Source organism: Yaniella soli (genome assembly GCF_054782375.1).
Genome location: NZ_BAAGSP010000002.1, coordinates 34,402 through 60,457, shown reverse-complemented (window position 1 = coordinate 60,457; position 26,056 = coordinate 34,402). Strand labels below are relative to the sequence as shown.

Below are 26,056 nucleotides of genomic sequence, written 5' to 3'. Positions count from 1 at the left end.
GGTTCCTGACGGCACCATTATTTATGTGACGCATGTTATACTGCTCGAAATTTTCTAATCTAGCAGGTCTCCGACTCGGGAGGTTCCGCAATGGATGCCGCCTCAGCTCAGAACGATTCCCGCAAACGCCGTAAACGGCGCCCGTTGCAGCGAATATTCAACGGCATTGAAATTGCAGGGAATAAGCTTCCACATCCGGCCACACTGTTCGCTTTGCTTGCGCTCTTTGTGGTGGTGTTGTCATGGTTGTTGGCCAATCTGCAGGTGACCGCCGAAGACCCTGTAGATGGCGGGCAGGTGGAGGTATTCAATCTCCTTTCTGCTGAAGGAATCCAATGGCTTTTCACCTCAGCTGTAGACAACTTCCTCGGGTTTGCTCCCCTGGGCGTGGTGCTGGTGACGATGTTGGGTATCGGCCTCGCCGAGCAGACCGGCCTCATTGGAGCACTACTGCGCGGGTTTATCCTCACGGTGCCTAGGGCGTTGGTCACTACAGGGATTGTCTTCGCCGGGATCATGTCGTCTGTGGCCTCAGACGCAGGCTACGTCGTCATCCCACCGTTGGCGGCGATTATTTTTGTGGCGATGGGTCGACACCCGCTGGCCGGTATCGCAGCCGGTTTCGCTGGAGTCTCGGCCGGATTTAGTGCGAACTTATTGCTCTCCGGCACAGACGTGATGCTGGGGGAACTGACCATCGAAGCCGCTGCCACAGTGGACCCCGAGTATGCCGAGGGAATGAACCTGGCGATGAACTATTGGTTCATCATCGCGTCGACGATCCTGCTAACAATCGTTGGCACACTGGTCAGCCAGTACATCGTTGAGCCGCGCCTCGGCACCTGGGAAGGCAAAGGCGCGCTCACCGCTGAAGATCACGACACCATGACGTTGACGGGCCAAGAAAAGAAGGGTCTGATCTGGGCTGGTGTCTCCGCGCTTATCACGATCGCGCTGTTGGCCCTGCTCATTGTCCCGAGTAATGGTGTCCTGCGTGGTGAGGACGGCGCAGTGATCCAGTCCCCGTTTATGGACTCGTTGGTGATCATCATCGTGATCGTCTTTTTCATCCCCGGCGCAGTGTACGGTCTGGTGACTCGCTCGGTGCGCAATGACACCGACGCGGTGGATCACATGTCCAAGACCTTGGCGGGTATGGCAGTGTTCATCGTCCTCGCCTTCGCAGCTGGCCAATTTATCGCCTACTTTGATGAGTCGAACATCGGGCTGCTCGTGTCGGTGACCGGCGCGGACTTCTTAGAATCCGTCAACCTCACCGGCATCCCACTGTTGCTACTGTTCATGCTGTTTGTGGGCATCATCAACCTCTTCGTCGGTTCGGCTTCCGCCAAGTGGGCGATGCTGGCCCCGATTCTGGTGCCGATCATGATGTATCTGGGGATCTCGACGGAATTCACCCAGGCCGCCTATCGTGTCTCAGACTCGGCGACCAACATCCTCAGCCCACTGATGATCTACTTTGCGCTGATCATCGCCGTGGCCCAGCGTTACGACAAGAAAATAGATATCGGTTCCCTGATCTCCGTGATGCTGCCGTACTCTATTGCATTTTGGGTCGCGTGGTCGCTGATGGCCATTGGCTGGTACGTGCTGGGTCTACCACTTGGTCCCGGCTCGCCAGTGCAATACTAAGCGGAGTAATCAGCCCCGCGGCGGCTGGCCAACAAACCATCCGCCAGCTGTCCAACGTCTCCAATGTCAACGTCGTGAGAGGACCAACAGGCGGTGTCTCTTCGATGGCAACGACTGTGTTGGGGCAAGTATCCCGAGGACGCGAATGAGTGTGGTCATCCATAACAATGCGAGTCCGACGACGATGCTCTCGAGCGCCGTCACCGAAAGCACAACAAAGACGAACGTCAGCACCACGCACAGTGCGACAAGCCCAATAAATATTGTGGTGACTGTTTTGAGCACTGGCGGTGGGTCCGGGAGTATGAACTGGGTGTACCCTGCGGCGCCGACCAACAGCAGCAACATCGCGAACGCAGCGATGTTGTGTGCCGGTGGTAGTTGATCGGTCGGCAACAATCCGACGGCGGTGAGTGCTAAACCTGCGCCCGCCCAGACGGCGACAACCCCGGCGATGTGCCCAATGGCTTCGTCGTTGAGCAATCGGTGCAGGTCTCGACCAATGTAGGAGCCAATAGTGGCAACGAGTAGGCCCGCGATGATCAGGGTGCCGTTGAAGGCCCAGGCGCCTTCGGCTCCGAGCTGTGAGAAATTCCGCTCCCACCATGTGGTGTCTGTTGCGGTGGTCATTGCGAACACGGTCCCAATGACTAAGAAGGCGAACAGCAATGCGGAAAGATCCCGCGTACTCAAATCGACGCCCGCTTGAAACGACAGTCTGCCGCCAAAACCTGCGGCAACGCCAGTGAGTATGCCGCCACCAATGGCGCCGAACTCTACACCCTGAAGTCCAGTGGCCAACACCTGACCGGCTAAGAGCACACCGAGACCGGTGACCCCGCCGAGAGCCAGCATGACTGCGAACGAAGACACATTTGAAATTACGCGCTGCCAACGAGGCATCGGGGACGTTTCGTCACGGCGATAGAATAGTGTACTGACAACGAACGCAGGACTTGCGATCGCGGCTGCGATCAGCGCTGTTCGAAGGGTCACCGGACCCGAGCCGGTAAACGGGTGGTTCGTACCCCACAACAAGACCGTGCCGATGACTGCACCGACCACAAAACAACAAGCTGTGGCCCATAGTGCCTGCATCTGTTGGCGCAAGTCCCGATTCGTCGTCACGTTTCCATCAAAGCACATTGCATGAACCGCCGACGTTTCGACACCACAGTCTGGTGACAGACAACAACGGCCCAAACGGGAGAAACCGTTCGGGCCGTTGTATTCAGTGAAGTATGACTAGCGGCTGCCGGTCGTGCCACCTTCGTCTTCGAGGGCCTCGGATGGGTCGCTGATGACGTCTCCGTTGGTCTCCACAGTGGTATGACCGGCCTTGTCGTTGTTGGGGTCGGCGTACTGACTACCAGCGTGGCCGGCGTCCTTGCTTTCGCCATAGCCGGTCGACTTGTCGATTTTATCGGCGGCTTTTTCTGCCATGCCACCCAACGATGGGGCTTTGTCTTTGACTGCGTCCTTGAAGGAGCCGGTGGCTTCGTGCACCTTCTCTTGGGTTTTTGGGTCAGTCCAGAATTGCTGGATGGTTTGCTGGGCTTGGCGAGCTGCTTCTTCGGCCTGAGCCCGGCCTTCTCGATTGCCCATGTAATACCCGATGGCTATACCGGCACCTAAAGTTAGCAAACGACTGAAACTCAAAATTTTCATGGTGACGTCACTCCTTGCAAGGTTGTTTGTTCGATTGTCGATTCTTCTTGGTTGTACCCCGGCTGGTCAACATTGGAACGACGGCGCGCGGTGAGCGTTCCGTGTGATTTGGGCTGGGTGTACGGTTGGAAACACACGATCGTAGGAGGAACTGTGGCAAACGTCGCCGATTATTTTATCTCTACTTTTGAAGCCAATAATGTTGAACGTATTTGGGGTATCGCGGGGGACTCGCTGAACGGGTTCACCGACGCAATGCGGAACTCGGATATCGACTGGATGAACGTTCGTCACGAAGAAGCCGGCGCATTCGCTGCGGCGGCCGAAGCCGAAATGACCGGTGAACTTGCCGTGGCAGCCGGTACTGCAGGGCCGGGCAATCTCCACCTCATTAATGGACTGTATGACGCCCAGCGTTCCCGTGTGCCGGTGTTAGCTATTGCCGCCCACATCCCGGCCGACGAAATTGGAACCGGCTACTTCCAAGAAACGCATCCCCAAGAACTCTTCCGCGAATGCAGCGTCTACGTCGAACACATTAGCGACATTGGTCAGCTTCCAAGAATCCTGCCGATCGCCATGCGTGCCGCCGTCGAACAGCGCGGTGTGGCCGTGCTTGTGATCAGCGCGTCGATGTTTGTGACTGAGCTGCCCGAGGCGAAACCCGAAATTATCCGCGCAACACAGTCACGCATCCTGCCCGCCGTCGGAGAGCTGAATCAGGCCGCCGACTTATTGAATGGTTGCAAGAAAGTGACCATCCTGGCCGGTGCAGGGGTTGCCGGCGCCCACGACGAATTACTCGAAGTTGCCGAACTGCTGCAGGCCCCCATCGTCCATGCGATGCGGGGCAAGGAACACGTCGAATACGACAATCCCTATGACGTCGGTATGACGGGGCTGCTGGGCTTCGCATCCGGCTACCGGGCCATGATCGATGCCGAAGCCTTGTTGATGGTGGGCACTGATCTGCCCTATAAACAGTTCTACCCGCAAGACGTGCCCGTCATCCAAATTGATAGTCGCGGTGAACAGATTGGCAAGCGGACGCCGGTCGAAGTGCCGCTGGTGGGGACCGCAAAAGATACGCTGCGTGAACTCGTAGGGTTGCTGACGCCGGCGAAATCCTCGCGGCATCTGTCCAAAATGCGTGACCACTACACCAAAACTCGTGAACGGCTCGACGATTTGGCACGGCCGTCGCGGGGCTCGCGTCCCATTCATCCCCAGCACCTGACCAAAGTCATCGATGAGCGTGCCACAGACGATGCTGTGTTCATTCCCGATGTCGGCTCGCCAGTCATCTACGCGTCCCGGTACATCACGACCACGAAAGATCGTCGTGTCATCGGCTCGTTTGCCCACGGTTCCATGGCCAATGCTCTGACGATGGGCATTGGGGCACAGGCTAGTGACCCGCAGCGGCAGGTGATTTCTCTTGCCGGTGATGGTGGACTGGGCATGTTGATGGGTGAGTTGTTGACCGTGCGCGAACACAATCTGCCCGTCAAGATCGTGGTCTACAATAACTCGTCGTTGAACTTCATCGAACTGGAAATGAAGGCCGGTGGGTTCGTGCCGTTCGCGACCGATCTGGACAACCCGGACTACGCCAAGGTCGCCGAGGCGCTGGGCATTTGGGGCAGACACGTTGAGCGCAGTAAAGACCTGCCGGGAGCCGTCGACGATTTCCTGGCACACGACGGTCCAGCACTGCTCGACGTCGTCACCGAGCGCCAAGAACTCTCGATGCCACCATCGATTACCGCCGAGCAGGTCAAAGGCTTCTCCCTGTATGCCCTGCGCACCGTGATGAGTGGCAAGGGTTCTGAGCTGGTCGATTTGGCTCGCGTGAATCTGCGCCAGATCCTGTAATATCCGCTGTACTGCCACCTATCGAAGGGACATCCCGTGTCGGCTACACCCATGAAGATCGGCCTCTATCATTACGCCCGAATGATGACGTCGAAGTCCACACCCGTCGTGGTCACGATTTCACCCGCTCGGATCCACGTCGCCTCAACTGATGAGGTGCTGCTCGATGCGGTTCCGGGGCAGCTTCAACTCAAGATGAGTAAGCTCTCCGGTGCCATCACACTGATGGCACCGACCGGCAAACTCATCTTGGCCGGACTGGGTTCTGCCTCAGCCACAGCGCACACCCAACAGCAAGAAGCCGAGATTCGGGAAGCTCAGCAAGTGGTCTCGAACGACCCGCAGGTGCATCACATCGAGTTGAGCCAACTGTTATGGGCCGGACGCACCACGAGCGTGGATGGCACCTACCGGGGCGGCCTGAGCTCAATTCTCGACGGCGACGCCGCAGCGCAGAAACGCATCGGCAAGGTCGTCCGCGATGCCATGCTGGCCGCCGGTGTGCAAGTAGCCTAAACCCGCTTCTATCGGGGATGCGGTCAGGTCTCGTCGATGCCGTGGAGCCGAGCTTGGAGTGCGCGGACCTGTTCACTCAGCTCGGCATCTGGGCCAGCAACCTCAACCTGTGGGGCGATCGTGGTAATGGGCAGCGGTGCGACCGGCCCGGCGTCGACGCCCCATTGGTTGTGCCACTGGCGCAGTTGGGCACTGCTGCTCGCATACACAATACGGCCCAGCCCCACCCAGGCATGGGCTGCCGAACACATTGGGCAATGCTCCCCGGAGGTATATACCGTGGCGTGAGCGCGTTGTTCGGGAGCCAGGTTCTCGGCCGCCCACCGGGCGATGGCAAATTCCGGATGGCGGGTATGGTCGCCACCCGACACCCGGTTGCGATCAGCAAAGAGCTCCTCGCCGTGAGCATCCACGAGTACCGAGCCAAACGGTTCATCACCATATTCAAGAGCCTCGCGCGCTAACTCAACGCACCGCTGCAGGAATCGATGGTCTTGCGAATTGAGAGGCATTAGAAATTTGCGGGCGGATCCGAGGCCGGGAAGGATTCTTCCCCTTGTTCATCGACCACCGCGTCCTCGCGGTCCTCATCCGGGTGCGCGTCGTCAATGTAGTCTTCTTGCTCTTTCTTATGTTTCGTCATGATGATCAACTCCCTTCCCCTTATATTCTCCACCGTGACACGACCAGTGGCTAGTGCCGGTGTCGTACACACGGGCTGCAGGGGTAGACGAATCAACCGAAAGGTGATCAGGATGGAACTATGCAGAACCCTGCCGTCCGCTATCCAACGCGATAGCACTTAAGGAGTGTTTCATGACTTCTGCAACAGCGTCTTCTTCCGAACATCACTACGAACTCATCGTGATCGGTGCAGGCCCCATTGGCGAAGTCCTCGCCCAGGCCGTCGCAGCCGAAGGGATGAGCACAGCCATCGTTGAACACGACCTTGTCGGCGGCGATTGCGCCTATTACGCGTGCAAACCGTCCAAAGCGTTGCTTCACCCCATTCAAGTGGCCCACGAAAGCCAGCACCTGGGCGGTGTGCAATCTGCCAGTGTAGTGGCCGATGATTTGCTGGCCCGACGCAACGCCCAAGTGTCCCACTATGATGACTCGGCACAAAAACAGGCTCTGGAAGAATCCGGGGTCACCGTAGTGCGCGGCCATGGACGACTCACCGGGGAAAAATCCGTAGAAGTCCACGCATCCGATGGTTCAACGCGCTCACTGCAGGCCGAGCGAGCCGTCGTGATCACCACCGGGACCGCACCCAATATCCCGCCGGTCTTCGAAGGTATCCCCGTGTGGGACTCGCAGGACGCCACCGCAGTGCAGGATGTGCCGCCGCGCCTCATCATTATTGGTGGGGGACCGGTTGCTTGCGAAGCGGCAAGCTGGATGTCAGCCCTTGGCTCGAAGGTGACCATGCTGATCCGCGAAGGCTCACTGCTCACCGGTTTTGAGCCATTCGTCTCCGATATTTTGACCGAACAGCTCGAACAGTCCGGGGTAGACATTCAGTTCTACACCGAGGCTGTGCAAGTCCGACGTCCAGAGGGCATGGACCAGGGCCTGGGGATGATCAAAGGCGGACCAATTACGGTGCGCACCGCCTCTGCCAGCATCGAGGCCGACGAATTACTGTTGGCCACCGGACGACGGCCCGCCCTGGACTCGATCAACCTTGCCTCCGTCGGGCTAAGTGTTGACGATGTGCTGGAAGAACGCACGCCGGACTGGCTGCACGCGTTGGGCGATGCCGGTGGGAAACACCAGCTCACCCACATGGGCAAATACCAATCACGACAATTCGCCGCACGGTTCATTCACAGCGCCGAGGCTCCCGATGCCGATAATACCGACACTGAACCGCCCACACCGCAGGTGGTCTTCACCGATCCGCAAATCGCATTCGTGGGACTCAGCGAGGAGGCCGCGCGCGAAGCCGGTTATGACGTCATCACGGCTGAGGCTAATTTCGCAGATGTCGCCGGGGCGGCACTGTTGCGTGACGATGTTGTTGGGCGAGCCAAAATCGTGGTGGATACGGCAACCGATTGCCTGATCGGCGCGACGCTTATGGGCCCCGAAACCGCAGAGATGTTGCATGCCGCGACCATTGCGATCACTGCCGACGTGCCCGTGTCGATCCTGCAGCATGCCGTCCCCGCATTTCCAACAGCATCAGAAGTCTGGTTGGGTCTTTTGCAGCAGGTTGCTGACTCAGCGGGTCGGTGACGTGGTAGCGCGTGAATGATTTGGCAGTGGAAGCATCAGTGTTCTACTGGCAAATATGAGGATGTCGGCGAGTGTGCAGCGAGCACGAGCCTGGTAGCGCATACTGGAGCTAGAACGCGTGTTTTAGAAACGACTCGGGAGACCGTATGTACACACCAGGCGATAACAGGATGCACCCTCGAAGCACTCCACCGCCGCCACCGCCGCCTGGTCTTGTGTGGCAGCAACCGAACGTCGCTGCACTGAACCGCTTCACCTGGAATATCTGGCTGTGGGTCGTGTGGGGTGTGCCCCTGGTGACCACAGCGATAAAATATCTTGCCCCGGGCGGTACGGAAAAACTCTTCTTCATGGTCTTCACCCCGTTCGTCATCGTGGGTGCTGGATGTTTGGGGTGGTTACCGCGCTTCATTTTGAAAAAGCGCGGGTTCCGCTATTCTCCGAGCGCCGTGAGTGCGGTTTTCCACGTCCACTGGTGGGCATTTGCCATGAGCATCTTGGCAATCAACGGCTCGGTGGTGACCGTTGATGTGACACACGTGCCGTCACCGCTGGGCCAGGTTTTGCCGTTCATTGCTCGAGACGCCAGCAATGCGATATCAGGTATAGGTTTCTTGCTGGTCGTCGTGAGTTACATTGTGCTGATTTTGCTGGCGAGTATGACGGAACGACAAACGCAAGCGCGCACACGTTCGTGGGTTACATTGTTGACGATGCTGACGACACCCGTCGCCATGATCACTTTGGGGCTCGTCGTACAAGCACTGGGGAATTAGCGGTCACCGGAGGAGACAATGTCTTGAATGATCAATACTTTGGCCCAACTCACCCCCCTGGAAGGGTAGAATATGCATGACCCAACTGACGCCAGGACGTATCCGGATGGCGCCGCGCCACCACTGTCGGCAAATACGCAGCGTGTAGCCGCGATAAACCGGGGGACCTGGGTTCTTTGGCTATGGGTCGTATGGTTGTTGCCGATAATCGTGATCACGACCAAAGCCGCACTACCGGGCGGTGCGGAAAGGCTATTTTTGATGCTCTCGGCCGTGATCGTCATTCCGCTGGCTGGGGTCCTGGGGTGGTTGCCGAGATGCATCCTCAAAAAACGAGGGTTCCGTCATTCGCCCAGTGCTGTGACCGCAGTATTTTCTGTGCACTGGGTCGCGTTTTCGCTGAGTGTCCTCGCCATCGGTGGAGCCACCCAGCAGGGCCCGGTGCCGTCCCCGTTAAGTCAGGTTTTGCCTTTTGTGGGTGATACAGCCTCAACCAACGTGGTCATGATCAGTTCTTTACTGGTTGGAGTCAGCTACGCCGCCATGGTGCTGCTCGTTGCGTTCCTTCCACGGCCGCACTACCCAGGGCCGGTGGGCGGCACCGGGTAACGAGGGCGGCTAACGACGCGCCAACCAATCCAGTGTGCCATTGCGTGACGCTGCCCACTTTGGCGTCATAGTCTCGTTGAGACCGGGTCGTTCACCGCAAATTTGCGCAGTATTTTTGGTACCGTCACCTTAGACCCATGCCGATGTAGCGGTTAACCGATAAAAATTTGGAGCTGATATCCCCGTGAGTGATGAACGCGCACGCACCATGAATACGCTGCGAGAAATTGCCCAGGCAGTACATGCCCAACAACATCCCGCAGCCGAGGAGCTTCTCGGATCCATTGGCCCTGAGGCCACCGAGAGTATTCCTAGCAACCAACAGCTGGCCGGAGTGGCTCTGGCGCATCTCGATGCGTGGTATGCCCGCAATGAATTCCAGCATGGTGCAGCCCGTGTCGTCCAGAGCGAGATCCCGAGCTCAGCAGGCAACCTCACCCCTACGCTGGAAGCGCTGGCCCGCAAAGGTCGCGCACTGCGCTCCGCCGAGAGCCTGTTGCGCCGCAACCCTGAATCCGCAGTAGCACGTGCCGGTGCGTACATGGTGACCGCAACTCTGACGGCATTGGCCGCCCACCGTGACGAGTCATTCGAAATCGTCATGGATGACCTGTTGCCCGGCAAGAAAGTCAACACACCGGTAGCCCCCGCAGCGCCTGCTACACCTTCCGACGCCGCAGAAGAAGCCCCCGAACCAGTCGTTGAAGAAGCACCTGCCGAGCCCACGTTTTCGGCTGACGAAAGCCAGAATGATTCGAGCGCACGCTATAGCGCGATCGTCGAAACACGATTCATGGCCGCAGTGAAAGAATTTCAGCAGTGGATGGGTCAATCCCACCCGGTGACTGGGACCGGTGCACCGAAACGCGCAGATATCAAAGATGTTGCGACAACCATCGGCATTGACGCGGAGGGTGTCGCCAAGAAGCCAGATCCCGTGGATCCGCCCGCCTCTGACACTGACCTGAGCGTGCCAGCCGAGCCGCAACCAACGCGCCACGTGCCCTCTGCCCAGGGCATCCCCGAACTGATGGCATTTCTGGCGGCACTGCAAGAATTCGAGTTTGTCGAAATGCTCTCGACCAAAGTCCAACCCGGGACTCGGGCGCTGGACTTTGGATTCGAAGACGTCGACCAGCTCGAGGCGGCCGAAGAACTCGTGGCCACCTACGTGCACCAGACGCTGACCTATGATGCCGACTCCGATGCAGCCGTCCGCACCGCGCAATTGGTTCTGGGTCAGGCATCAGACACCGATGCAGATTCAGTCCTGATTCCACGCTTGCGCCAGTTAGAAACCATGGACCTCATCGAAATCAACGACGGCACACCAGTTATTCCTGACTTGTTGAGCGATGCCGTGCGCAACGGCCTGGAGCGGGCCGCTGGGTAGACCCCTTTGCTCGGGCATGTCGAATATACAACCAAAGTCCCCGCAATCGTCACATGACTGCGGGGACTTCGGCTCGATGGTGTTGGGTTTAGTGGTCGGTTGCTTTTTCAGCACCGACACCTGTGAGCGAGCGAACTTCCATCTCGGCCTGTTTGACGGGATCCTCGCTGGTCTTGGACGTGAGCGAGCCCAACCAGCCCAACAGGAACGACAGCGGAATCGAGATGATGCCCGGGTTCGTCAGTGGGTAAAGCGCCAGATCGACATCCGGGAAGAATGAGGTCTCTGCGCCCCACAGCACCGGCGAGAACAGGATCAGCAGGATCGATGAACCCAGCCCACCGTACATAGACCACAGGGCACCGCGAGTGGTGAACCGTTTCCAGAACAATGAGTAGAGAATCGTCGGCAGGTTCGCAGAAGCCGCCACGGCGAAGGCCAGCGCGACGAGGAAGGCAACGTTTTGCCCTTGGGCACCAATGCCACCGAGGATGGCCAAGACACCAACGACGACGACGGTGACACGGCCCGCACGCATTTCGCCTTTGGCATCGAGTTTGCCCTTCTTGATGACCTGACCGTAAATATCGTGGGCGAAGGATGCTGAGGCGGTGATCGTCAGTCCGGCAACAACCGCCAGAATCGTGGCGAATGCGACCGCGGCGATCACACCCAACAGCAGTGTGCCACCGAGTTCATATGCCAACAGTGGTGCCGCCGAGTTCTGGCCGCCGGGTGCGTTGGCAATCGTTTCTGGACCAACCAGTGCTGCTGCGCCGAAGCCCAACACCAGGGTGCACAGGTAGAAACCACCGATGAGCCAGATGGCCCAGACCACGGATTTGCGTGCTTCTTTAGCGGTTGGCACGGTGTAGAACCGCATGAGCACGTGCGGCAGTCCAGCGGTTCCAAACACCAGGGCAAGTCCCAGTGATAGGAAGTCGAGTTTCGTCAGGGTGCTTTCACCGTATTGCAGGCCCGGGTCCAGTATGGCCGGGTTGTTAGCAACGGAAACGGCGTCGCCGAGCATCTCGGAGAAATTGAAACCAAACAGTGCCAGCAGCCAGATACTCATGATCCCCACGCCGATCAGCAGCAGGGTGGCCTTGATGATCTGCACCCAGGTGGTGCCCTTCATGCCGCCGATGAACACGTAGAAAATCATCAACAGACCAACAATGGCGATGACCAGCGACTGGCCGACACCAGAATCAATACCCAGCAGCAATGACACCAGGGCGCCTGCCCCCGCCATCTGCGCCAGCAGGTAGAAAATAGAGACCATTAGGGTCGAGGTCGAGGCCGCAATGCGTACCGGACGTTGTTTCAGTCGGAAACTCAACACATCGGCCATCGTGAACTTGCCGGTATTGCGTAGCATCTCGGCCACGAGCAACAGGGCGACAAGCCACGCAACCAAAAAGCCGATCGAATACAAGAAGCCATCGTAACCATAAATGGCGATGGCACCGACGATGCCCAAAAACGAGGCCGCCGAGAGGTAGTCACCGGCAATCGCGGTACCGTTTTGGGTACCGGTGAAGGAGCGTCCGCCGGCGTAGAAGTCGGCGGCTGTTTTGGTTTTGCGTGACGCCCGCAAGACAGCGAACAGGGTGATGGCCACAAAGACCAAGAAAATGCCGATGTTGGCCCACGGGTTGCCGACTTCGGTTGTGAATTCTCCCGTGGTGTCGGTGGGGAGCACAGCGAGGTTAATCATGGTTGTTCTCCTGACGCTTGCGATGAGCCTGCATAGTCGGTGTCATCAGGTTGTTCTTCGGCAACCCCCGCGCCAGCAGCTTCCATGTCTTCACGAAGCTGCGAGGCCAGCGGGTCGATCTTGCGGTTAGCGTAGGCCACGTAGGCGCCCGTAATGACGAACGTCGTGATGAACTGGGCCAGCCCTAAGACGATGCCCAGGTTGATATTGCCCAGGACTTTGATGGCCATGAACTCTGGAACGAAAGCCGCCAGAACCACGAACAGCAAGTACCAGACCAAAAAGATGACGGTCATGGGGAAAACAAAACTGCGGTGTGTGCGGCGCAGCTTTTGGAAGGTGTCGGATTTCTGGACCTGGCCGAAATCCGAATAGTCGAGGGTGCTCATGATGATCCTCCATAACGGAGCGTGTTTGATGTCCTCATGAACGAAACGGTAACGAGTGTGAACTGCATCACGGAAGATGGGTTGCGCCATCCTGCGATAAACGGCTGCGTCTATGAGTTGAACGGTCTTCGAGGTGTAAAAGTGATAGCAGTCACCTACGATGGTGAAGTAACCGGATCCGTCAAGGAGGTGTTGTGCATGAAGTTAGGAAAGAAGTCCCGTCGGCAAGCGGCCACGTCCGAGCCGGATTATCAACAGCTGGTCGAGCTAACGCGCGAGCAACTCGTTGACGCCCAATTGCGCAGCCTCAGGGCCCAGATCTCCCCGCACTTTACCTACAATTCGCTCAACGCCATCGCCGGTCTCATCCCAACCGAACCCGTCAGAGCCCGTGAGCTACTCATCGACTTTGCTGACTTCACCCGGTACTCACTGGGCACCGAGGGGGACTTCACCACGCTGGAAGATGAGCTGTCCGCCGTCGAGCACTACGTGGTCCTCGAAAAAGCCCGGTTCGGGTCGCGCTTGCAAGTCAGCCTCGATATCGCTCCCGAGGTGTTGGGGCTACAGATCCCGTTTCTCAGTGTGCAACCGCTCGTCGAAAATGCGGTACGGCACGGGATGTATCAGGCCGAGCAGGATGGCCACGTTTTCGTGCGGGCCAAGGATGCCGACACCTATGCAGAACTCAGTATCGAAGACGGCGGCGTCGGGGCTGACCCCGACTACATGGCCCAGGTGATGCGCGGTGAGGCAGAAGGCTCCCACGTCGGCCTGCGCAACGTCGATTTGCGGCTGCGCCAGGCCTACGGGGCGGGCCACGGACTCCAGATCGATACCGCGGTCGATGCCGGCATGAAGGTTTCGATGCGCATTCCCAAATTCACCGTCCCCGCCCGTATCATCTCACCAATCGGCGGTGGACGGTCATGACGGCGCTCAACGGCACTGGCCTGCACGTCGTTGCCGTCGACGATGAGCTCCCGGCCGTCCAACAAATGCAGTGGCTGTTGGAGGCCGACCCCCTGGTGGCCACCGTTCACACGGCAACCGACGTCGCCCAGGCCAAAGCAGTGTTGGCCGAGCACACCATCGACGTCGTGCTATTAGATATCCACATGCCCGGCCCCAGTGGAATGGACCTGGCCCACGAGCTGCGACGTGCCAACAGCGCCCATGCGCCACACATTATTTTTGTGACTGCCGACGCCCGGCCCGCCGTCCACGCTTTTGAACTCGATGCTCTGGACTATCTGCTGAAACCCGTCCGCCCCGCGCGTCTCCACGAGGCCCTGCGCAAAACCTTGGGACGCGTCGACACCGGACCGATCGAACAGATTCCTGACCAGGGACGCGTCGCCGTGCAACAGGGTTCCCAGCAGATGCTCATCCCCATCCACAGCATTCGATGGGCCCAAGCACAAGGCGACTACGCCAGAATTTATACCGCCGACGAGTCATATCTGCTGCGCATCTCGCTGGCCGGCATCGAGGAAGAATGGGCGGTCTATGATTTCGTGCGCATCCACCGATCCCACATTGTGAACCTGAACTTCGCCACCAAAATTGTGCAGCAGGATGGCCGCATGTGCATCCACATCGATCACGCCGAGCTGCCCGTGAGTCGACGACTCATGCCCCAGGTACGACAACGACTCAAACAACTCAACTTTCGTTCCGTCTCCCGGGGGTGATCGATGACCGACAACCAGGATCCTGACGAACAGGATTTTGTACTGGATCTGGTTCGGGCACCCGAAAACGCCCGGCCCGAGGAAGCCGGGCAGGAACGTATCGCACCAGAAGGGCCCGTTCAGGTACCCGAAAATATGCTCGCGATGCGGGCGCGCCGCGTCAGAGTCGCCACGCCCACCGATGTGCCCAGCGTCCAAGAGGTCTTGCTGAACCCCGCAGGTCGCGCGTCCGACGGGCAGCCATCAACCCGCACCGTCCGTCGGCTCATGCGCGCCCAACTCAGGCTCGCCGTGAGCCTGATGGCCTGGTTCTTCGGGCTCATCGTCGCCGTCAACCTCGCCTTCCACTTCAGTCCGGCCCTGGCTGCAACCACGGTCGTCAGCATCCCGTTGGATTGGCTGTTCCCGGCCGCGGTGTTCATCCCGCTGCTGATCTTTTTGGGCTGGTTCTACACCCGGCGCGCCGGGCACAATGAGCGACTCGTGCAAGACGAACTCGCCGACTCCGAGTCGGAAGCGGTGCGCCAATGATGCACACTTCGTTCTTCGCGCTGGGCGCCATCGGCTTGGTGTGCGTGGTGACCATCCTCATCAGCGTCCACGGCCTGCGCCGCAGCCGAACCACCCGCGATTTCTACGTCGCCTCGCGTCGCGTGCCACCCTGGATGAATGCGTCGGCCATCGCCGGAGAATACCTCTCAGCCGCCAGTTTCTTGGGCGTTGCCGGGCTCATCATGGCCTACGGCACCCACGGCCTGTGGTTTCCGGTGGGCTACACCGCGGGATTCTTGTCGTTGCTCGTCTTTGTCGCCGCGCCATTGCGCCGTTCCGGGGCCTACACGATCCCCGACCTCATGTCCCTGCGCTTCCCTTCGCGAACCCTGCGACTGCTCACCGCCATGATCGTCGTGTTCACCGGGTGGCTCTACATCATCCCGCAACTTCACGGCGCCGCCATTGCGCTGAATGCCACCACCGGGCTGCCCGCCTGGCTCGGCCCCGCCATCGTCATTATTGTCGTCTTGCCCACCGTGGTGTCGGGTGGCATGCGCTCCGTGACCCTGGCTCAAGCCGTCCAATACTGGTTCAAACTCTCCGCGCTGCTTATCCCCACCGTCTTCATTGTGTTGCGGCTCGGCGCCGGCGAGACCGATTTCATCCCCGAACTCGCCAACGCTTTCCAAGTCCAACTCGTCAACGATGCCCATGCCAGCATGTATCGCACCGTCTCCCTGGTCGCCGCGTTGATGTTGGGGACGGTCGGATTGTCGCATGTGCTCGTGCGGTTTTATACCAATCCCGACGGCGCAACCGCTCGACGCACCACCGTGCTGTTGCTCGGTCTGCTCGCCGGGTTTTATACCCTGCCGATGATCTTGGGGATCGTCGCCCGGGCCGTGCTGCCCGAACTCGCCGATGCACCGACAACCGACACCGCCCTGCTACAACTGCCATCCGCACTGTTCCAAGGCATCACCGGTGACTTGCTCACCGCGCTCGTGGCCGGAGGAGCTTTCGCCGCGTTCTTGTCCACCGCCTCCGGGCTTGTCGTGTCTATCTCGGGCGTTGTCTCGCAGGAATTTTTCGGTGGGACGGTTCGCGGCTTTCGCATCGGTGCGGTGCTCGCCATGGTGCTGCCCATTGTCGCGGCCGGGTTGACCACCGATCTGGCACTCGCCGGTGCAGTCGCCATGGTGTTTACATTTACCGCCTCGTCCCTGGCACCCATCGTGCTGTTGGCTATTTGGTGGCGCGGGCTCACCGTGCCCGGTGCGCTCGCGGGCATGATCACCGGTGCCGTCATTTCTTTGGGTGCCCTGTTGGTCGGGCATTTGGTGGAGTTCAACGGGATCACCGCGACCTTCTTCCAATACCCAGCGCTGTGGACCGTACCGTTTGTTTTGGTCGTCACCATGTTGGTGTCAGCTTTGGGAACGCAACGACCGCCTGCCAATACCGATGCAGTCCTGGCTCGGTTGCACTTGCCCGAACCGGTCAAAAATTCGTTGGGACGGGATTCCTAACCGGGTGTAATCGCTGTAACCGGGTCTAGTCGATGCTGTCACCGGGGCGTAGTCGCTGCTGGGTTCTCTTGTGCTGGTCTGGACGGTGTTCCGGCCAGCTTCTTTGCTGTTGCAACGCTCTGGAACCAATATTTTTCTCGAAAAACCGAGCGCATTATCCGGATTTTTGGGTGTTCTGCAACCGTGTCGCGTGGGGTGTGGAAAAGTCTGAACACGCAATGCGGTTATCCACAAAACACGAGACACAACAGACACAAAAGATCAACATATGTTACACCACATTCTTTAACATTAAAAGCTCTTAAATCGTCAAACAAACAACGCCAAAGTATTGCTAACAATAGGGGTGGCAGGTAGAATAGAGACCAACACCACCGGCTAATGAACACCCAACGCTTTCAGAGTTGAGAGGAGTCTGTTGTGGACCACACCCCGATCTTGCCCAACATTGGTATCCCGTGTCCCACCGATCTGCTCAACCCCGAGAAACTCGATAGCGCTTCCCTGGGTGAAGCCCTGCATGCAGCAGCGTTTATTCTGCAATATGCTGGCAAGAAAATGGCCAACCCCAGCACGTTCACCGAGGTCCCCACGTTCTCCCAGGGCGCCGGCTCTGACTGGTCGGGTTACCAGCCCCAAACCGGTGATGAAACCAGCCACGACGATACAGACAGCGCTGGAGATTCGAAGACACCAGCCACCGTGGTGCCACCAGAACGCTATTACGACTCGCTACCCGCGATTGGGGACATGCTGTCGCAAGTCACGCAGTCTACGGATGTGATGATGGCCAACTACGCCCGCTACTTCCAAGCCGCTGAACACGACCAAGTCACCTACTTCGGTGCACCCTTTGCCACCAGCGGCTTCACCGATGCCAAACACTATCTGCGTGACACGATGAAACTCTCCGCGGCCACCGCGGCCAAACACATCGACCGGGCAGCGTATGTGACCCTGGCCCCTGGTAAGAACCCGGAAGAAGCCGCCAACCTACCAGTCTTCGCACGCATGGCCGCCGCATTTATCAACGGACGAATCCCGGCAGAAAATATCGACCGATTCATCAACCTGGATCAGGACCTTACTGACTACGCCGCCAAAACCGGCCAAACCACCGACTATAAAAACGCGGTGTTGCAAGCCTTTGAACCCACCCTGGTCGAAACCGCTGAAACCTCCACCCCCGATGAAGTCTCCAGGGTGAAAAAGCGGTGGGTGGACCGTATTGCGCATGCTATGAACGCTGATGGGCCCTCACCCTCCCAAACGCTACGCAAACAGCCCGATAATGCGATCAAAACCCGGGACAACGCCGATGGCAGCGGCCACATCAGCATGCACGCCACCCCAGACCTGTATGCGCAATTCAAAAACTTCAAACTCCACATGCTCAACCACCACGGCACCACACCAGACATCCCCGACGGAATCGCCGCACTGTTCCCCACAGGCCACCCTGGCGAGCCAACCAACGAGACAGCACTCGAAGACGAAACCGGTGCAGATCCCAGCACATCGGAAGTCGCCGCAGTCGATCACAATGAAAACGCCGACAACGCACAGCCGGCAAACTCAGCAGAACCGACAAAAGATGCCAACGCATCAGACACAGCCTCGATCGACCGTGATGAGCAACAGACCACAGCCGCTAATAACCTCTCGGGCTCAACGCTGGAAGCCACTACCGACAGTGATCCTGGCGATGCACCCGCCGACTGTGAGCCGCTCTCGGAGACGGGCACGGCATCGCATGACGGGAATCCAATACATCAGCCGGATATGGCTCCGTTGGGGCTCACCCCTGACAGTGAGCCACCGTTACCCAACCCGGATGCCATTGTCGCCGAAGACGAGCACGGTAACCCGATCACCGCCCAGCGGGTCAATGCCATTGATCAGATGAGCAACGGTCAGAAACTCGGGGCCATGCTCATTGGCATGTTCAATACCCTGTTGACCATGGACCCCACAGAGGTGGGCATCAAAAAATCCCACGGCTCCAGCGCACAACTAGTGCTAGTCCAAGATATCCAAACGGCTCACCACACCCTGGGCCTACCAGAACTACCGGCCGCAGCACAGCGGCCACCCGGAGTCGACGGCATCCTGCCGCCAGTGATCACCGCACCCAACCCCAACAATCCTAGCCCACCAGACTGCCACAAATCCTCAGCCGATCATGATGATTTCGAACCACCACCCGATGACGATTTCACCTCACCACATGATGGGTACGTGAAGCCAGTGCACTGGACCCCATATCAGTCAGAGGTCATCAACCACGGACCAATGCACCCCAAAGACGCCGAAATCCTGGCCTGCAACGCCGAACTCGTAGGCCAAATCTGGAACGGACCAGACACCGTGCTCCACCAGAAACGCACCCACCGACTCTTCACCCCCACACAACGCCGCGCCATCCTTGCCCGAGATCGAGGATGCCAGGCGCCTGGGTGTACTGTGCCCGGCATCTATTCCGAGATTCACCACATCAAAGCATGGGAACACGGCGGCACCACCGACGAACCCAACGCCACCACGCTATGCGCTCATCACCACGGGGCCATCCACATCGGCAAATGGCGCATCGTCAAACACCACGGCATGACATTCTTCCAACCCGCACCATGGCTCGACCCCTACCAACCCCTACTGCGCAACGTCTACTGGAACACCTAAAAGTCGTCGGAGTCCTGTGACGTCAGAGCGTGATTGATCCCGCGGTCTCGCTGGTATCGTCGTTGCATGACTGAGTCACATTTTTCGTCTGAAGTCCGCGCATGCACAATCAGTACGATCCGAGATATGGCACAGGCACTCCGCCAGGAAAAGACAACAGACTTTCACCAGCTGTTTGAATCGATTGGGGCGACACCAACGAAGCATCGGCCTAGCCCCGGAGAGCTCACCGGCATCGGATTAGAAATCCTCGATGGGATTTACAGTGATAAGACCCTGCGTTCTGCCCTCGGAGTCGTCCGACTACCAGATGTATCAGTCCCAACGAAAGCCGCAGCACAAGATATTCAAGGGCTCGCAATCACAGCCCAAGCCGCCAACTCGATCGACACGTTGGAAGCCGAACATGGCGAAACTGAACTATCGCAAGCAGGGATATGCCTGATTTATGCAACGGTGACGGCCATTGCAGAGCACACCAGGACCACATTCGACACCGTCCTGGGTGAAATAGTTCCGGCGTAGTTGCACATCGTCATGCCGACTCTGTCGTAGGCTCTGTAGATTCTGCACGTCGAGCAAGTTGCCGACGCCGTAAGAAGAACGTCGGGCCCCACACGAGAATAGCGGCCAACGCCAAAGCGGTGCCCGCCAATGCTGGGGCCGAGTAGCTAAAGCCAGCAGAAATGACCATGCCACCAATAGCTGCCCCTGCAGCATTCGCTAAATTCAAAGCAGAGTGGTTCAAAGCTGCCGCTAACGTTTGCGCGTCGCCAGCAACATCCATCAGCCTGATCTGCAAACTTGGCACCAGGCTCGTGCCAAAGAAACCGACCAACCCAAAATTGACCACACCCAACACCGGATGCATTGACGTGAAATAGAACGAGGTCAACACGGCAGCGATCATGATCAGCGAGAACAAAATCCCGAACTCGAGGTTGCGGTCAGCCAGACGACCACCGAACCAGGTGCCAGCGACCGAACCAATGCCATAGACCATCAACACCAACCAGATCCAAGACGGATCTAGCCCCGCCTGTTCCGTCATCGTCCACGAAATATACGTGTACACGGCGAACATACCGCCGAAACCAACGGTCCCCATGGCAAGCGTGAGCCACACCTGACTCCGTTTCAGCGCACCCAATTCCGTCCGCGGATTGGTCGGCCGCATCTGCGTCATATGCGGCATCAAGAACCACAACGCCGCGATAGTGATCAAACCGATGACGGCGACCAGTCCATAGGCGGTATACCAACCAAGAGCAGACCCGAGGGCCTGGGCAGCCGGTACACCAATCACAGTGGCGATGGATAATCCCATACTGATGAACGCAACGGCCCGACCGCGCTGAGCAACTGGCGCCATGGACGCTGCCGAGAGACCGGCAACCGAGAAATACGCGCCGTGGGGCAGGCCGGCAATGAAGCGTGCCACCAAAAGCACCTCATAATCACCGGCAAATACCGAGAGTCCGTTGCCAATGGTGAAGGCGGCCATCAAGATGAGCAGCAGTCGACGACGTGGAATCATGCCGGTCAGTGCGGTGATGAGCGGGGCACCGACCACCACGCCGAGTGCGTACGCCGTAATCACGACGCCGGCGGTATCTTCGGTGATCTGGAAGTCTTCAGCGATCATGCTGAGCAGGCCCATCGAGACAAACTCGGTGGTGCCGATGCCGAAAGCGCCCAACGACATCGCAATCATGACGATGAGACGACGCTTTTCGCTTATTTCGGTTTGACGAGGACGCGGACGACGCCGCAGGAGACCAGATGTGGAAGAACGTTTTTGCACAACGAGATAGTGTAACAGCGGCAAGCAACAAAAGCATTGCTTAGGGTAGGCTAACCACATTATTGTTGAGGGGCTTGAGCTATATCGGCACGTCGAGAGTGTGCCACCCCTACCCATACTGCAAGGAGCCGCCATGTCGCACGCCAGCCACGGCCCGGTCCGCGGAGTCGTTGAATCCGTAGAAGACGTGTCCCCAACTTTCCGCCGAATCGTGTTCTCGGGCGAGGAGCTCAATCACCTGGCCGTCGAGCCGCCGTTCTACGACCAGCGGATCAAGCTCATTTTGCCCAATGTGGCCGGTGACCTGCCCCAGGTCGCTCACGCGTCCGACTGGTATCAACAGTGGCTCGCACTGCCCGATGCGCAGCGCGGGGTCATGCGCACCTACTCGATCCGCGAGTTAACCCGAGTGGGAAACATCACGCGGCTCACGGTGGATTTTGTGTTGCACTTTGCCGATGACGGCTCCACCGGTCCCGCGGCCGCATGGGCTGCAGCGGCCGATGCTGGTTCGGAGTTGCTCGTGGTCGCACCGCGGCAAGGACAGCAGCAAACCGGGATCGAGTTCGTGCCGGGAGAGGCCGACGAGATCGTGTTGCTGGGGGACGAAGCCGCCGCGCCGGCGATTGCACGCATTCTCGAAGATCTGAAGGTCGCGGGTTCTTCGGCGAAGGTGTGCGCCTACATTGAAGTGCCCACGGAACAAGACCGGTTAGCCATCGACGTTGACGACCATGCCGACGTGCACTGGTTGCCGCGCGGCGATGAGCAGCTCGGCGAACCGTTGGCGGCGGCACTTGGGTGGCACGTGCAAGAAGATGAGCCGGTGCCAGCCGTTGAGTCGGTCGATGAAGATCTGCTGTGGGAAACGCCGGTATTTTCTGCATCGGGTGAGGATCTCGGGCCGGCGATCGAGCCGAGGGCGGGTATGTACTACTGGATTGCCGGTGAAAGTGGCGTCATCAAACGGTTGCGGCGGTTTTTGGTACGAGAGGTCGGCGTTGACCGAGCGCAAGTTGCATTCATGGGGTATTGGCGTCTCGGGGTTGCCATGCGCGGCTAAAAAAATCTGCCCAACGTGCTGACCGCAGCGACGAGTTAGGGTAAGTTAACTTAACGCAATTAGGTAAGCCTTACCTGTCTACTCAAGGAGAGTCAATGTCAAAGCTCAAGGCACCACGGGCCAAGTTGCGCTGGAGTACAGCGCTGGCCATCGGTTTCACTGCGACCCTGGCGCTCAGCGCGTGTTCGGGCGGCGACTCGTCGGATGACGGTGGCGAGGCCGGCGGTGATTGGGACCCGGTGACCATCGACAGTGCCCTGGGCACAGCGACCATCGAAGAAGAACCGGAGCGCATCGTCACGCTGGGGCAGGGCTCAACGGAAACCGCCATCGCGCTGGGCACGACCCCGGTAGGCATGGAGGAATACACCTGGGGCGCTGATGACACCGGCTACTTGCCCTGGATTCACGACGAAGTCACCGAACGGGGCGATGAATTACCCGAATTGGTAACCGGCGGCACCGAGCTGGACGTCGAAGGGATTCTCGAGCTGGAGCCCGATCTCATCTTGGCCCCGTGGTCCGGTGTGACACAGGAACAGTACGACTTGCTCTCCGATATCGCCCCGACCGTGGCCTATCCCGAACAACCCTGGACCATCGAGTGGGAACAGCAAATCGAGATCATCGGTGAAGCGATGGGCCAAGAAGACGATGCCCAGGGCCTGATCACCGACATCAACACGCAGTTCGACGAGGCCCGCAACGAAGATTACGAAGACGTCACGTTCTCCTATGTTTATAACGACGGGCCCGGCACGCTGGGTGTGTTCTACCCCGAAGAACAGCGCGTGGCCATGGTATCGGCGCTCGGTCTCACCCCCGATCCGGTGGTCGATGAACTGCGCGACGAATACGATGCGCCGGGTACCCAATCCGCACTGATCGGATTAGAAAATGCCGACCAACTGGCAGATTCGGATCTGTTGTTCACGTTCTACATGGATGAGGCTAATCGCGAAGAAACCGAGGCCCAAGAGCTCTACGCGAGCATCCCCTCGGTGGAAAATGATGCGGTCGTGGCAGCCGAAGACCAAGCGTTTGTGACCGCATCGTCCATGATTAACCCGTTGACGGTGCCCTACACGTTGGAACGCTACGAACCCATGATTGACGACGCGATCGCCAACGCTCAGCAGAACTAACCTGAAGGATGCGCAAACCGCTGATGATCGTTCTCCTCGCAGTGCTGCTGGGGGCCACGTGCATCCTGAGCCTGTTTTTGGGGAGCCGGCCCAATGGCATCGCCGATGTCGTGGCGGCCCTGGGAGGCAACGGCGACGAGTACCTGACCAGCGTGGTGGATTCTCGCATCCCGCGGACCGTGATGGGTGCGATTGTGGGGGCCGCGCTGGCGGTCTCGGGCACCTTGATTCAGGGCATTACCCGAAACCCGCTGGGCGAACCCGGCATTTTGGGTATCGGTATGGGGGCTTCGGCCGCGGTGGTGACGGCCACCGCGGTGCTCGGTGCGCTGGGCGGGACTCAAACCATGCTGTTCGCGATGCTCGGCTCGGTCATCGCGGTGGCGGTTGTGCTCGGGCTGGGCGGCAAATCCAGTGCGCGCGGAATCGTCCCGCTCATTCTTGCCGGAGCCGTCGTGACCGCGGTGCTACACGCATACATTAATGCGATGGTGCTGCTGCGCCCCGACGTGTTTGATTCCTATCGGTTCTGGATGGTCGGCTCACTGGCCGGGGTCCAACTCGGTCAGCTGGCCCAGATGAGCGTGCCGCTGCTGCTCGGGGTAGTCGCAGCTTTCGCCGCCGCACGCGGGATGAATGCGCTCGCACTGGGCGATGAAACCGCCATCTCACTGGGGTTTCGCATCGGTTCCACACGGCTGGTGGGCATCGTTGCCGCCGCACTGTTGGCCGCGGTTGCCACAGCCATCGCCGGGCCCATTAGTTTCATCGGGTTGGCCGTGCCGCACATCGTGTTCGCGCTGTTCGGTGAGGACTTTCGCTGGCGTATCCCCGCGGCCATCCTCGGTGGCGCACTCGCGCTGGTGGCCGCCGATATCCTGGCCCGTGTGCTGCTGCGGCCTCAGGAACTCATGGTCGGCATCATCACAGCATTCGTCGGGGCACCTTTCTTATTGGCGGCCGTCCGACGCGGGGCGGTGATGAAGTGAGCCAGACACGTCTGTTTCGCCTCGGTAACCGCGTTGCGCTGCCGTATCGACGTCGCAGCGCACTGATTTGGGGTGCCGTGGCCGTGTTGATTTTCTCGCTCGCGGTGGCCACGCTGATGCTGGGCGACCTCGGACTGGGCCCTCACGATCTGCTCGAGCTGGCACGCGGCGAGGCCAGCACCACCACGCAATTCGTGCTCGAACGGGTGCGGGGCCCGCGCGTCCTCATTGCCATCTTGGCCGGTGGTGCATTCGGGCTGTCGGGGGCGCTGTTTCAAAACGTCACACGCAACCCGCTGGGTAGCCCGGATGTGTTGGGCCTGGCCGCCGGAGCCGGCACGGGCGTGGCGCTCACCGCGTTGTTTCCCATCGGCATCCCGACGCCAATTGGGGCACTGGCCGGTGCAGGTATCGCCATCGGGCTCGTCACGCTGGCCACGGGCAGCGGGCTGTCATCGACGTCGCGCGTCATCATCGCGGGCATTGCGGTGGCAGCGATGGCGACGGCGGTCACCCAGTTCGTGGTCACAGCCACGCTGCGGGATGAGGCCAGCCGGTTGGCCGCGTACCTGGTGGGCAGTTTGAACTCGCGCGACATGGGCCAGGTTGGCATTATCGCGGCGACATTGGTGCTCGCGGTGCCGGTGCTGTTGTGGCTGTCTCCGAGGCTGCACCTGATGGAACTGGGCGATGAACTCACGACGTCGCTGGGTGGTAGGGCCCCGGCGACTCGAACCCAGGCCATCCTGTTGTCGGTCCTGCTGGCGGCGATGGCGGTCGCGGTGGCCGGGCCCATCGCCTTCGTCGCGTTGATGAGCCCGCACGCTGCTCGCATGTTGACGTGCACCGCCGGCCCAAATTTGCTGGGCAGCGCCCTGATCGGCGCGTTGTTGCTGGTCGTCGCCGATCTCGCGGTGCAACAGGTGCCATTTCTTGACGGTCTGCCCGCCGGCGTGATCACCGCGGGTTTTGGTGGCGTCTTTTTGGGCTACCTGCTGGTCACAGCTTTTCAGAAGGGACAAGCATAATGTCGCAAGGACTTTCCGCTACGCAGCTCACGGTCGGCTATGGTGGCGCACCGGTGCTCAACGACCTGGATTTCACCGTGCCCCAGGGGCGCTTCACCGCGGTCATCGGGCCCAACGGGTGTGGCAAATCCACCCTGGTGAAATCGCTGGCCCGTGTCTTGGCCACCGAACCCGGCATGGTCACGCTCGCTGAGCAGCCACTGCAAAAACTGCGCCCGAAACATCTGGCCCAGCGCATTGCCTTGTTGCCACAACATCCGGTGGTGCCCGACGGCGTCACTGTCCGCGGACTGGTGGCTCGGGGCCGCTACCCGTATCACCGGCCGCTGCGTCAGTGGTCTGCCGACGACCCGCAGGCCATCGCCCAAGCGCTCGAGGATACCTCGATGACGGCGTTTGCTGATTTCCCGGTCGCCGAGCTCTCGGGCGGTCAACGCCAGCGCGCCTGGTTGGCGATGGTGCTCGCCCAGCAAACCGAGTACGTGCTGTTGGATGAACCCACGTCGTTTTTGGATATTGCGCACCAGATCGACGTGTTGCGACTGTGCCGGAGCATGACGGCCAACGGGCGCACCGTATTGGCCGTGCTGCACGATCTCAATCAGGCGGCCCGGTATGCCGATGAACTCGTGGTGATGCATCATGGCAAGCTGGTAGCCCAGGGCGCGCCCCACGAGATCCTCACCACACAGCTGGTCACCGAGGTCTTTGGGCTGGCTTCGATGATCGGGGCGGATCCGTGGTCGGGCTCGCCGATGGTGGTGCCGGTGGCCGACTGACCACCGGC

Annotated in this window: 25 protein-coding genes; 18 read left to right on the top strand and 7 right to left on the bottom strand. The window is 59.4% G+C overall.

What is annotated here, in order from left to right:
- Positions 1-90 precede the first annotated feature (90 nt).
- The gene (locus tag ACYVJT_RS01355; RefSeq protein WP_343958768.1) at positions 91-1,653 is read left to right on the top strand and encodes an AbgT family transporter; all 1,563 of its coding nucleotides are present in this window, start codon (positions 91-93) and stop codon (positions 1,651-1,653) included.
- Between the two features lie 66 nt (positions 1,654-1,719).
- Here the strand turns inward: ACYVJT_RS01355 and ACYVJT_RS01350 are convergent, their stop codons facing one another.
- The gene (locus ACYVJT_RS01350) at positions 1,720-2,781 is read right to left on the bottom strand and encodes a DUF998 domain-containing protein (RefSeq protein WP_343958770.1); all 1,062 of its coding nucleotides are present in this window, start codon (positions 2,779-2,781) and stop codon (positions 1,720-1,722) included.
- Positions 2,782-2,898: 117 nt separating this feature from the next.
- Entirely contained in the window at positions 2,899-3,321 is a 423-nt protein-coding gene (locus ACYVJT_RS01345; RefSeq protein WP_343958772.1) for a hypothetical protein, read from the bottom strand.
- Between the two features lie 153 nt (positions 3,322-3,474).
- Here ACYVJT_RS01345 and poxB point away from each other — a divergent pair, with 153 nt between their 5' ends.
- On the top strand, positions 3,475-5,196 hold the full coding sequence (gene poxB / locus ACYVJT_RS01340; RefSeq protein WP_343958774.1) for a ubiquinone-dependent pyruvate dehydrogenase: 1,722 nt from the start codon (positions 3,475-3,477) through the stop codon (positions 5,194-5,196).
- Positions 5,197-5,232: 36 nt separating this feature from the next.
- Positions 5,233-5,712 (top strand): hypothetical protein, encoded by a 480-nt coding sequence (locus tag ACYVJT_RS01335; RefSeq protein ID WP_343958776.1) that lies wholly within the window; start codon positions 5,233-5,235, stop codon positions 5,710-5,712.
- A gap of 23 nt (positions 5,713-5,735) precedes the next feature.
- Here ACYVJT_RS01335 and ACYVJT_RS01330 read toward each other — a convergent pair whose 3' ends face one another.
- Both ACYVJT_RS01330 and ACYVJT_RS01325 read right to left on the bottom strand, forming a co-directional pair.
- Positions 5,736-6,224: a nucleoside deaminase gene (locus tag ACYVJT_RS01330; RefSeq protein ID WP_343958778.1), complete on the bottom strand. Its 489-nt coding sequence runs from the start codon at positions 6,222-6,224 to the stop codon at positions 5,736-5,738.
- Positions 6,224-6,355 carry a hypothetical protein gene (locus ACYVJT_RS01325; protein ID WP_343958780.1) on the bottom strand — a complete coding sequence of 44 codons (132 nt, stop codon included), beginning with the start codon at positions 6,353-6,355 and terminating at the stop codon, positions 6,224-6,226. The genes ACYVJT_RS01330 and ACYVJT_RS01325 overlap by 1 nt, the downstream gene beginning before the upstream one ends.
- A gap of 173 nt (positions 6,356-6,528) precedes the next feature.
- Between ACYVJT_RS01325 and ACYVJT_RS01320 the strand changes: the two genes are divergently transcribed.
- From ACYVJT_RS01320 to ACYVJT_RS01305, 4 genes are all read left to right on the top strand, one after another.
- Positions 6,529-7,953 (top strand): dihydrolipoyl dehydrogenase family protein, encoded by a 1,425-nt coding sequence (locus ACYVJT_RS01320; protein ID WP_343958783.1) that lies wholly within the window; start codon positions 6,529-6,531, stop codon positions 7,951-7,953.
- Between the two features lie 146 nt (positions 7,954-8,099).
- Positions 8,100-8,729 (top strand): hypothetical protein, encoded by a 630-nt coding sequence (locus tag ACYVJT_RS01315; protein WP_343958785.1) that lies wholly within the window; start codon positions 8,100-8,102, stop codon positions 8,727-8,729.
- A gap of 72 nt (positions 8,730-8,801) precedes the next feature.
- Positions 8,802-9,338, top strand: a complete 537-nt coding sequence (locus tag ACYVJT_RS01310; protein WP_343958787.1) for a hypothetical protein — start codon at positions 8,802-8,804, stop codon at positions 9,336-9,338.
- A gap of 184 nt (positions 9,339-9,522) precedes the next feature.
- Complete coding sequence (locus ACYVJT_RS01305; protein ID WP_343958789.1) at positions 9,523-10,731, top strand: hypothetical protein; 1,209 nt, start codon at positions 9,523-9,525, stop codon at positions 10,729-10,731.
- A gap of 88 nt (positions 10,732-10,819) precedes the next feature.
- Here ACYVJT_RS01305 and ACYVJT_RS01300 read toward each other — a convergent pair whose 3' ends face one another.
- Both ACYVJT_RS01300 and ACYVJT_RS01295 read right to left on the bottom strand, forming a co-directional pair.
- The gene (locus tag ACYVJT_RS01300) at positions 10,820-12,451 is read right to left on the bottom strand and encodes a monocarboxylic acid transporter (protein ID WP_343958791.1); all 1,632 of its coding nucleotides are present in this window, start codon (positions 12,449-12,451) and stop codon (positions 10,820-10,822) included.
- On the bottom strand, positions 12,448-12,840 hold the full coding sequence (locus ACYVJT_RS01295; RefSeq protein ID WP_343958794.1) for a DUF485 domain-containing protein: 393 nt from the start codon (positions 12,838-12,840) through the stop codon (positions 12,448-12,450). Before ACYVJT_RS01295 ends, ACYVJT_RS01300 begins: the two co-directional genes overlap by 4 nt.
- Before the next feature lie 198 nt (positions 12,841-13,038).
- Here ACYVJT_RS01295 and ACYVJT_RS01290 point away from each other — a divergent pair, with 198 nt between their 5' ends.
- The 6 genes from ACYVJT_RS01290 to ACYVJT_RS01265 all read left to right on the top strand — a co-directional run bounded on the left by ACYVJT_RS01290 (position 13,039) and on the right by ACYVJT_RS01265 (position 19,765).
- Positions 13,039-13,773 carry a sensor histidine kinase gene (locus ACYVJT_RS01290; RefSeq protein WP_499418014.1) on the top strand — a complete coding sequence of 245 codons (735 nt, stop codon included), beginning with the start codon at positions 13,039-13,041 and terminating at the stop codon, positions 13,771-13,773.
- The gene (locus ACYVJT_RS01285) at positions 13,770-14,534 is read left to right on the top strand and encodes a LytR/AlgR family response regulator transcription factor (protein WP_343958798.1); all 765 of its coding nucleotides are present in this window, start codon (positions 13,770-13,772) and stop codon (positions 14,532-14,534) included. The genes ACYVJT_RS01290 and ACYVJT_RS01285 overlap by 4 nt, the downstream gene beginning before the upstream one ends.
- A 3-nt stretch (positions 14,535-14,537) precedes the next feature.
- A complete protein-coding gene (locus ACYVJT_RS01280; RefSeq protein WP_343958800.1) occupies positions 14,538-15,065 on the top strand; it encodes a DUF485 domain-containing protein in 528 nt (175 codons plus the stop codon).
- Positions 15,065-16,558, top strand: a complete 1,494-nt coding sequence (locus ACYVJT_RS01275) for a sodium/solute symporter (RefSeq protein WP_499418038.1) — start codon at positions 15,065-15,067, stop codon at positions 16,556-16,558. The genes ACYVJT_RS01280 and ACYVJT_RS01275 overlap by 1 nt, the downstream gene beginning before the upstream one ends.
- Positions 16,559-16,978: 420 nt before the next feature.
- Positions 16,979-19,240, top strand: coding sequence for an HNH endonuclease (locus ACYVJT_RS01270; RefSeq protein WP_343958806.1), 2,262 nt, complete (start codon positions 16,979-16,981; stop codon positions 19,238-19,240).
- Between the two features lie 126 nt (positions 19,241-19,366).
- Entirely contained in the window at positions 19,367-19,765 is a 399-nt protein-coding gene (locus ACYVJT_RS01265) for a hypothetical protein (RefSeq protein WP_343958808.1), read from the top strand.
- Between the two features lie 10 nt (positions 19,766-19,775).
- Here the strand turns inward: ACYVJT_RS01265 and ACYVJT_RS01260 are convergent, their stop codons facing one another.
- Positions 19,776-21,044: an MFS transporter gene (locus ACYVJT_RS01260; protein WP_343958810.1), complete on the bottom strand. Its 1,269-nt coding sequence runs from the start codon at positions 21,042-21,044 to the stop codon at positions 19,776-19,778.
- A gap of 133 nt (positions 21,045-21,177) precedes the next feature.
- Here ACYVJT_RS01260 and ACYVJT_RS01255 point away from each other — a divergent pair, with 133 nt between their 5' ends.
- The 5 genes from ACYVJT_RS01255 to ACYVJT_RS01235 all read left to right on the top strand — a co-directional run bounded on the left by ACYVJT_RS01255 (position 21,178) and on the right by ACYVJT_RS01235 (position 26,048).
- Positions 21,178-22,107: a siderophore-interacting protein gene (locus tag ACYVJT_RS01255; protein WP_343958812.1), complete on the top strand. Its 930-nt coding sequence runs from the start codon at positions 21,178-21,180 to the stop codon at positions 22,105-22,107.
- A gap of 95 nt (positions 22,108-22,202) precedes the next feature.
- Positions 22,203-23,252, top strand: coding sequence for an iron-siderophore ABC transporter substrate-binding protein (locus tag ACYVJT_RS01250; protein ID WP_343958814.1), 1,050 nt, complete (start codon positions 22,203-22,205; stop codon positions 23,250-23,252).
- Positions 23,253-23,275: 23 nt separating this feature from the next.
- Entirely contained in the window at positions 23,276-24,241 is a 966-nt protein-coding gene (locus ACYVJT_RS01245) for a FecCD family ABC transporter permease (protein WP_343958816.1), read from the top strand.
- A complete protein-coding gene (locus ACYVJT_RS01240; protein WP_343958818.1) occupies positions 24,238-25,269 on the top strand; it encodes a FecCD family ABC transporter permease in 1,032 nt (343 codons plus the stop codon). The genes ACYVJT_RS01245 and ACYVJT_RS01240 overlap by 4 nt, the downstream gene beginning before the upstream one ends.
- A complete protein-coding gene (locus tag ACYVJT_RS01235; protein ID WP_343958820.1) occupies positions 25,269-26,048 on the top strand; it encodes an ABC transporter ATP-binding protein in 780 nt (259 codons plus the stop codon). The genes ACYVJT_RS01240 and ACYVJT_RS01235 overlap by 1 nt, the downstream gene beginning before the upstream one ends.
- Positions 26,049-26,056 lie beyond the last annotated feature (8 nt).

Bases quoted from the DNA above. Each gene is read 5' to 3' on its own strand.
- ACYVJT_RS01355 (WP_343958768.1), top strand. From the start codon at position 91: ATGGATGCCGCCTCAGCTCAGAACGATTCCCGCAAACGCCGTAAACGG.
- ACYVJT_RS01345 (WP_343958772.1), bottom strand. From the start codon at position 3,321: ATGAAAATTTTGAGTTTCAGTCGTTTGCTAACTTTAGGTGCCGGTATA.
- ACYVJT_RS01330 (WP_343958778.1), bottom strand. From the start codon at position 6,224: ATGCCTCTCAATTCGCAAGACCATCGATTCCTGCAGCGGTGCGTTGAG.
- ACYVJT_RS01325 (WP_343958780.1), bottom strand. From the start codon at position 6,355: ATGACGAAACATAAGAAAGAGCAAGAAGACTACATTGACGACGCGCAC.
- ACYVJT_RS01320 (WP_343958783.1), top strand. From the start codon at position 6,529: ATGACTTCTGCAACAGCGTCTTCTTCCGAACATCACTACGAACTCATC.
- ACYVJT_RS01315 (WP_343958785.1), top strand. From the start codon at position 8,100: ATGTACACACCAGGCGATAACAGGATGCACCCTCGAAGCACTCCACCG.
- ACYVJT_RS01310 (WP_343958787.1), top strand. From the start codon at position 8,802: ATGCATGACCCAACTGACGCCAGGACGTATCCGGATGGCGCCGCGCCA.
- ACYVJT_RS01300 (WP_343958791.1), bottom strand. From the start codon at position 12,451: ATGATTAACCTCGCTGTGCTCCCCACCGACACCACGGGAGAATTCACA.
- ACYVJT_RS01295 (WP_343958794.1), bottom strand. From the start codon at position 12,840: ATGAGCACCCTCGACTATTCGGATTTCGGCCAGGTCCAGAAATCCGAC.
- ACYVJT_RS01290 (WP_499418014.1), top strand. From the start codon at position 13,039: ATGAAGTTAGGAAAGAAGTCCCGTCGGCAAGCGGCCACGTCCGAGCCG.
- ACYVJT_RS01285 (WP_343958798.1), top strand. From the start codon at position 13,770: ATGACGGCGCTCAACGGCACTGGCCTGCACGTCGTTGCCGTCGACGAT.
- ACYVJT_RS01280 (WP_343958800.1), top strand. From the start codon at position 14,538: ATGACCGACAACCAGGATCCTGACGAACAGGATTTTGTACTGGATCTG.
- ACYVJT_RS01275 (WP_499418038.1), top strand. From the start codon at position 15,065: ATGCACACTTCGTTCTTCGCGCTGGGCGCCATCGGCTTGGTGTGCGTG.
- ACYVJT_RS01265 (WP_343958808.1), top strand. From the start codon at position 19,367: ATGGCACAGGCACTCCGCCAGGAAAAGACAACAGACTTTCACCAGCTG.
- ACYVJT_RS01255 (WP_343958812.1), top strand. From the start codon at position 21,178: ATGTCGCACGCCAGCCACGGCCCGGTCCGCGGAGTCGTTGAATCCGTA.
- ACYVJT_RS01250 (WP_343958814.1), top strand. From the start codon at position 22,203: ATGTCAAAGCTCAAGGCACCACGGGCCAAGTTGCGCTGGAGTACAGCG.
- ACYVJT_RS01245 (WP_343958816.1), top strand. From the start codon at position 23,276: ATGATCGTTCTCCTCGCAGTGCTGCTGGGGGCCACGTGCATCCTGAGC.
- ACYVJT_RS01235 (WP_343958820.1), top strand. From the start codon at position 25,269: ATGTCGCAAGGACTTTCCGCTACGCAGCTCACGGTCGGCTATGGTGGC.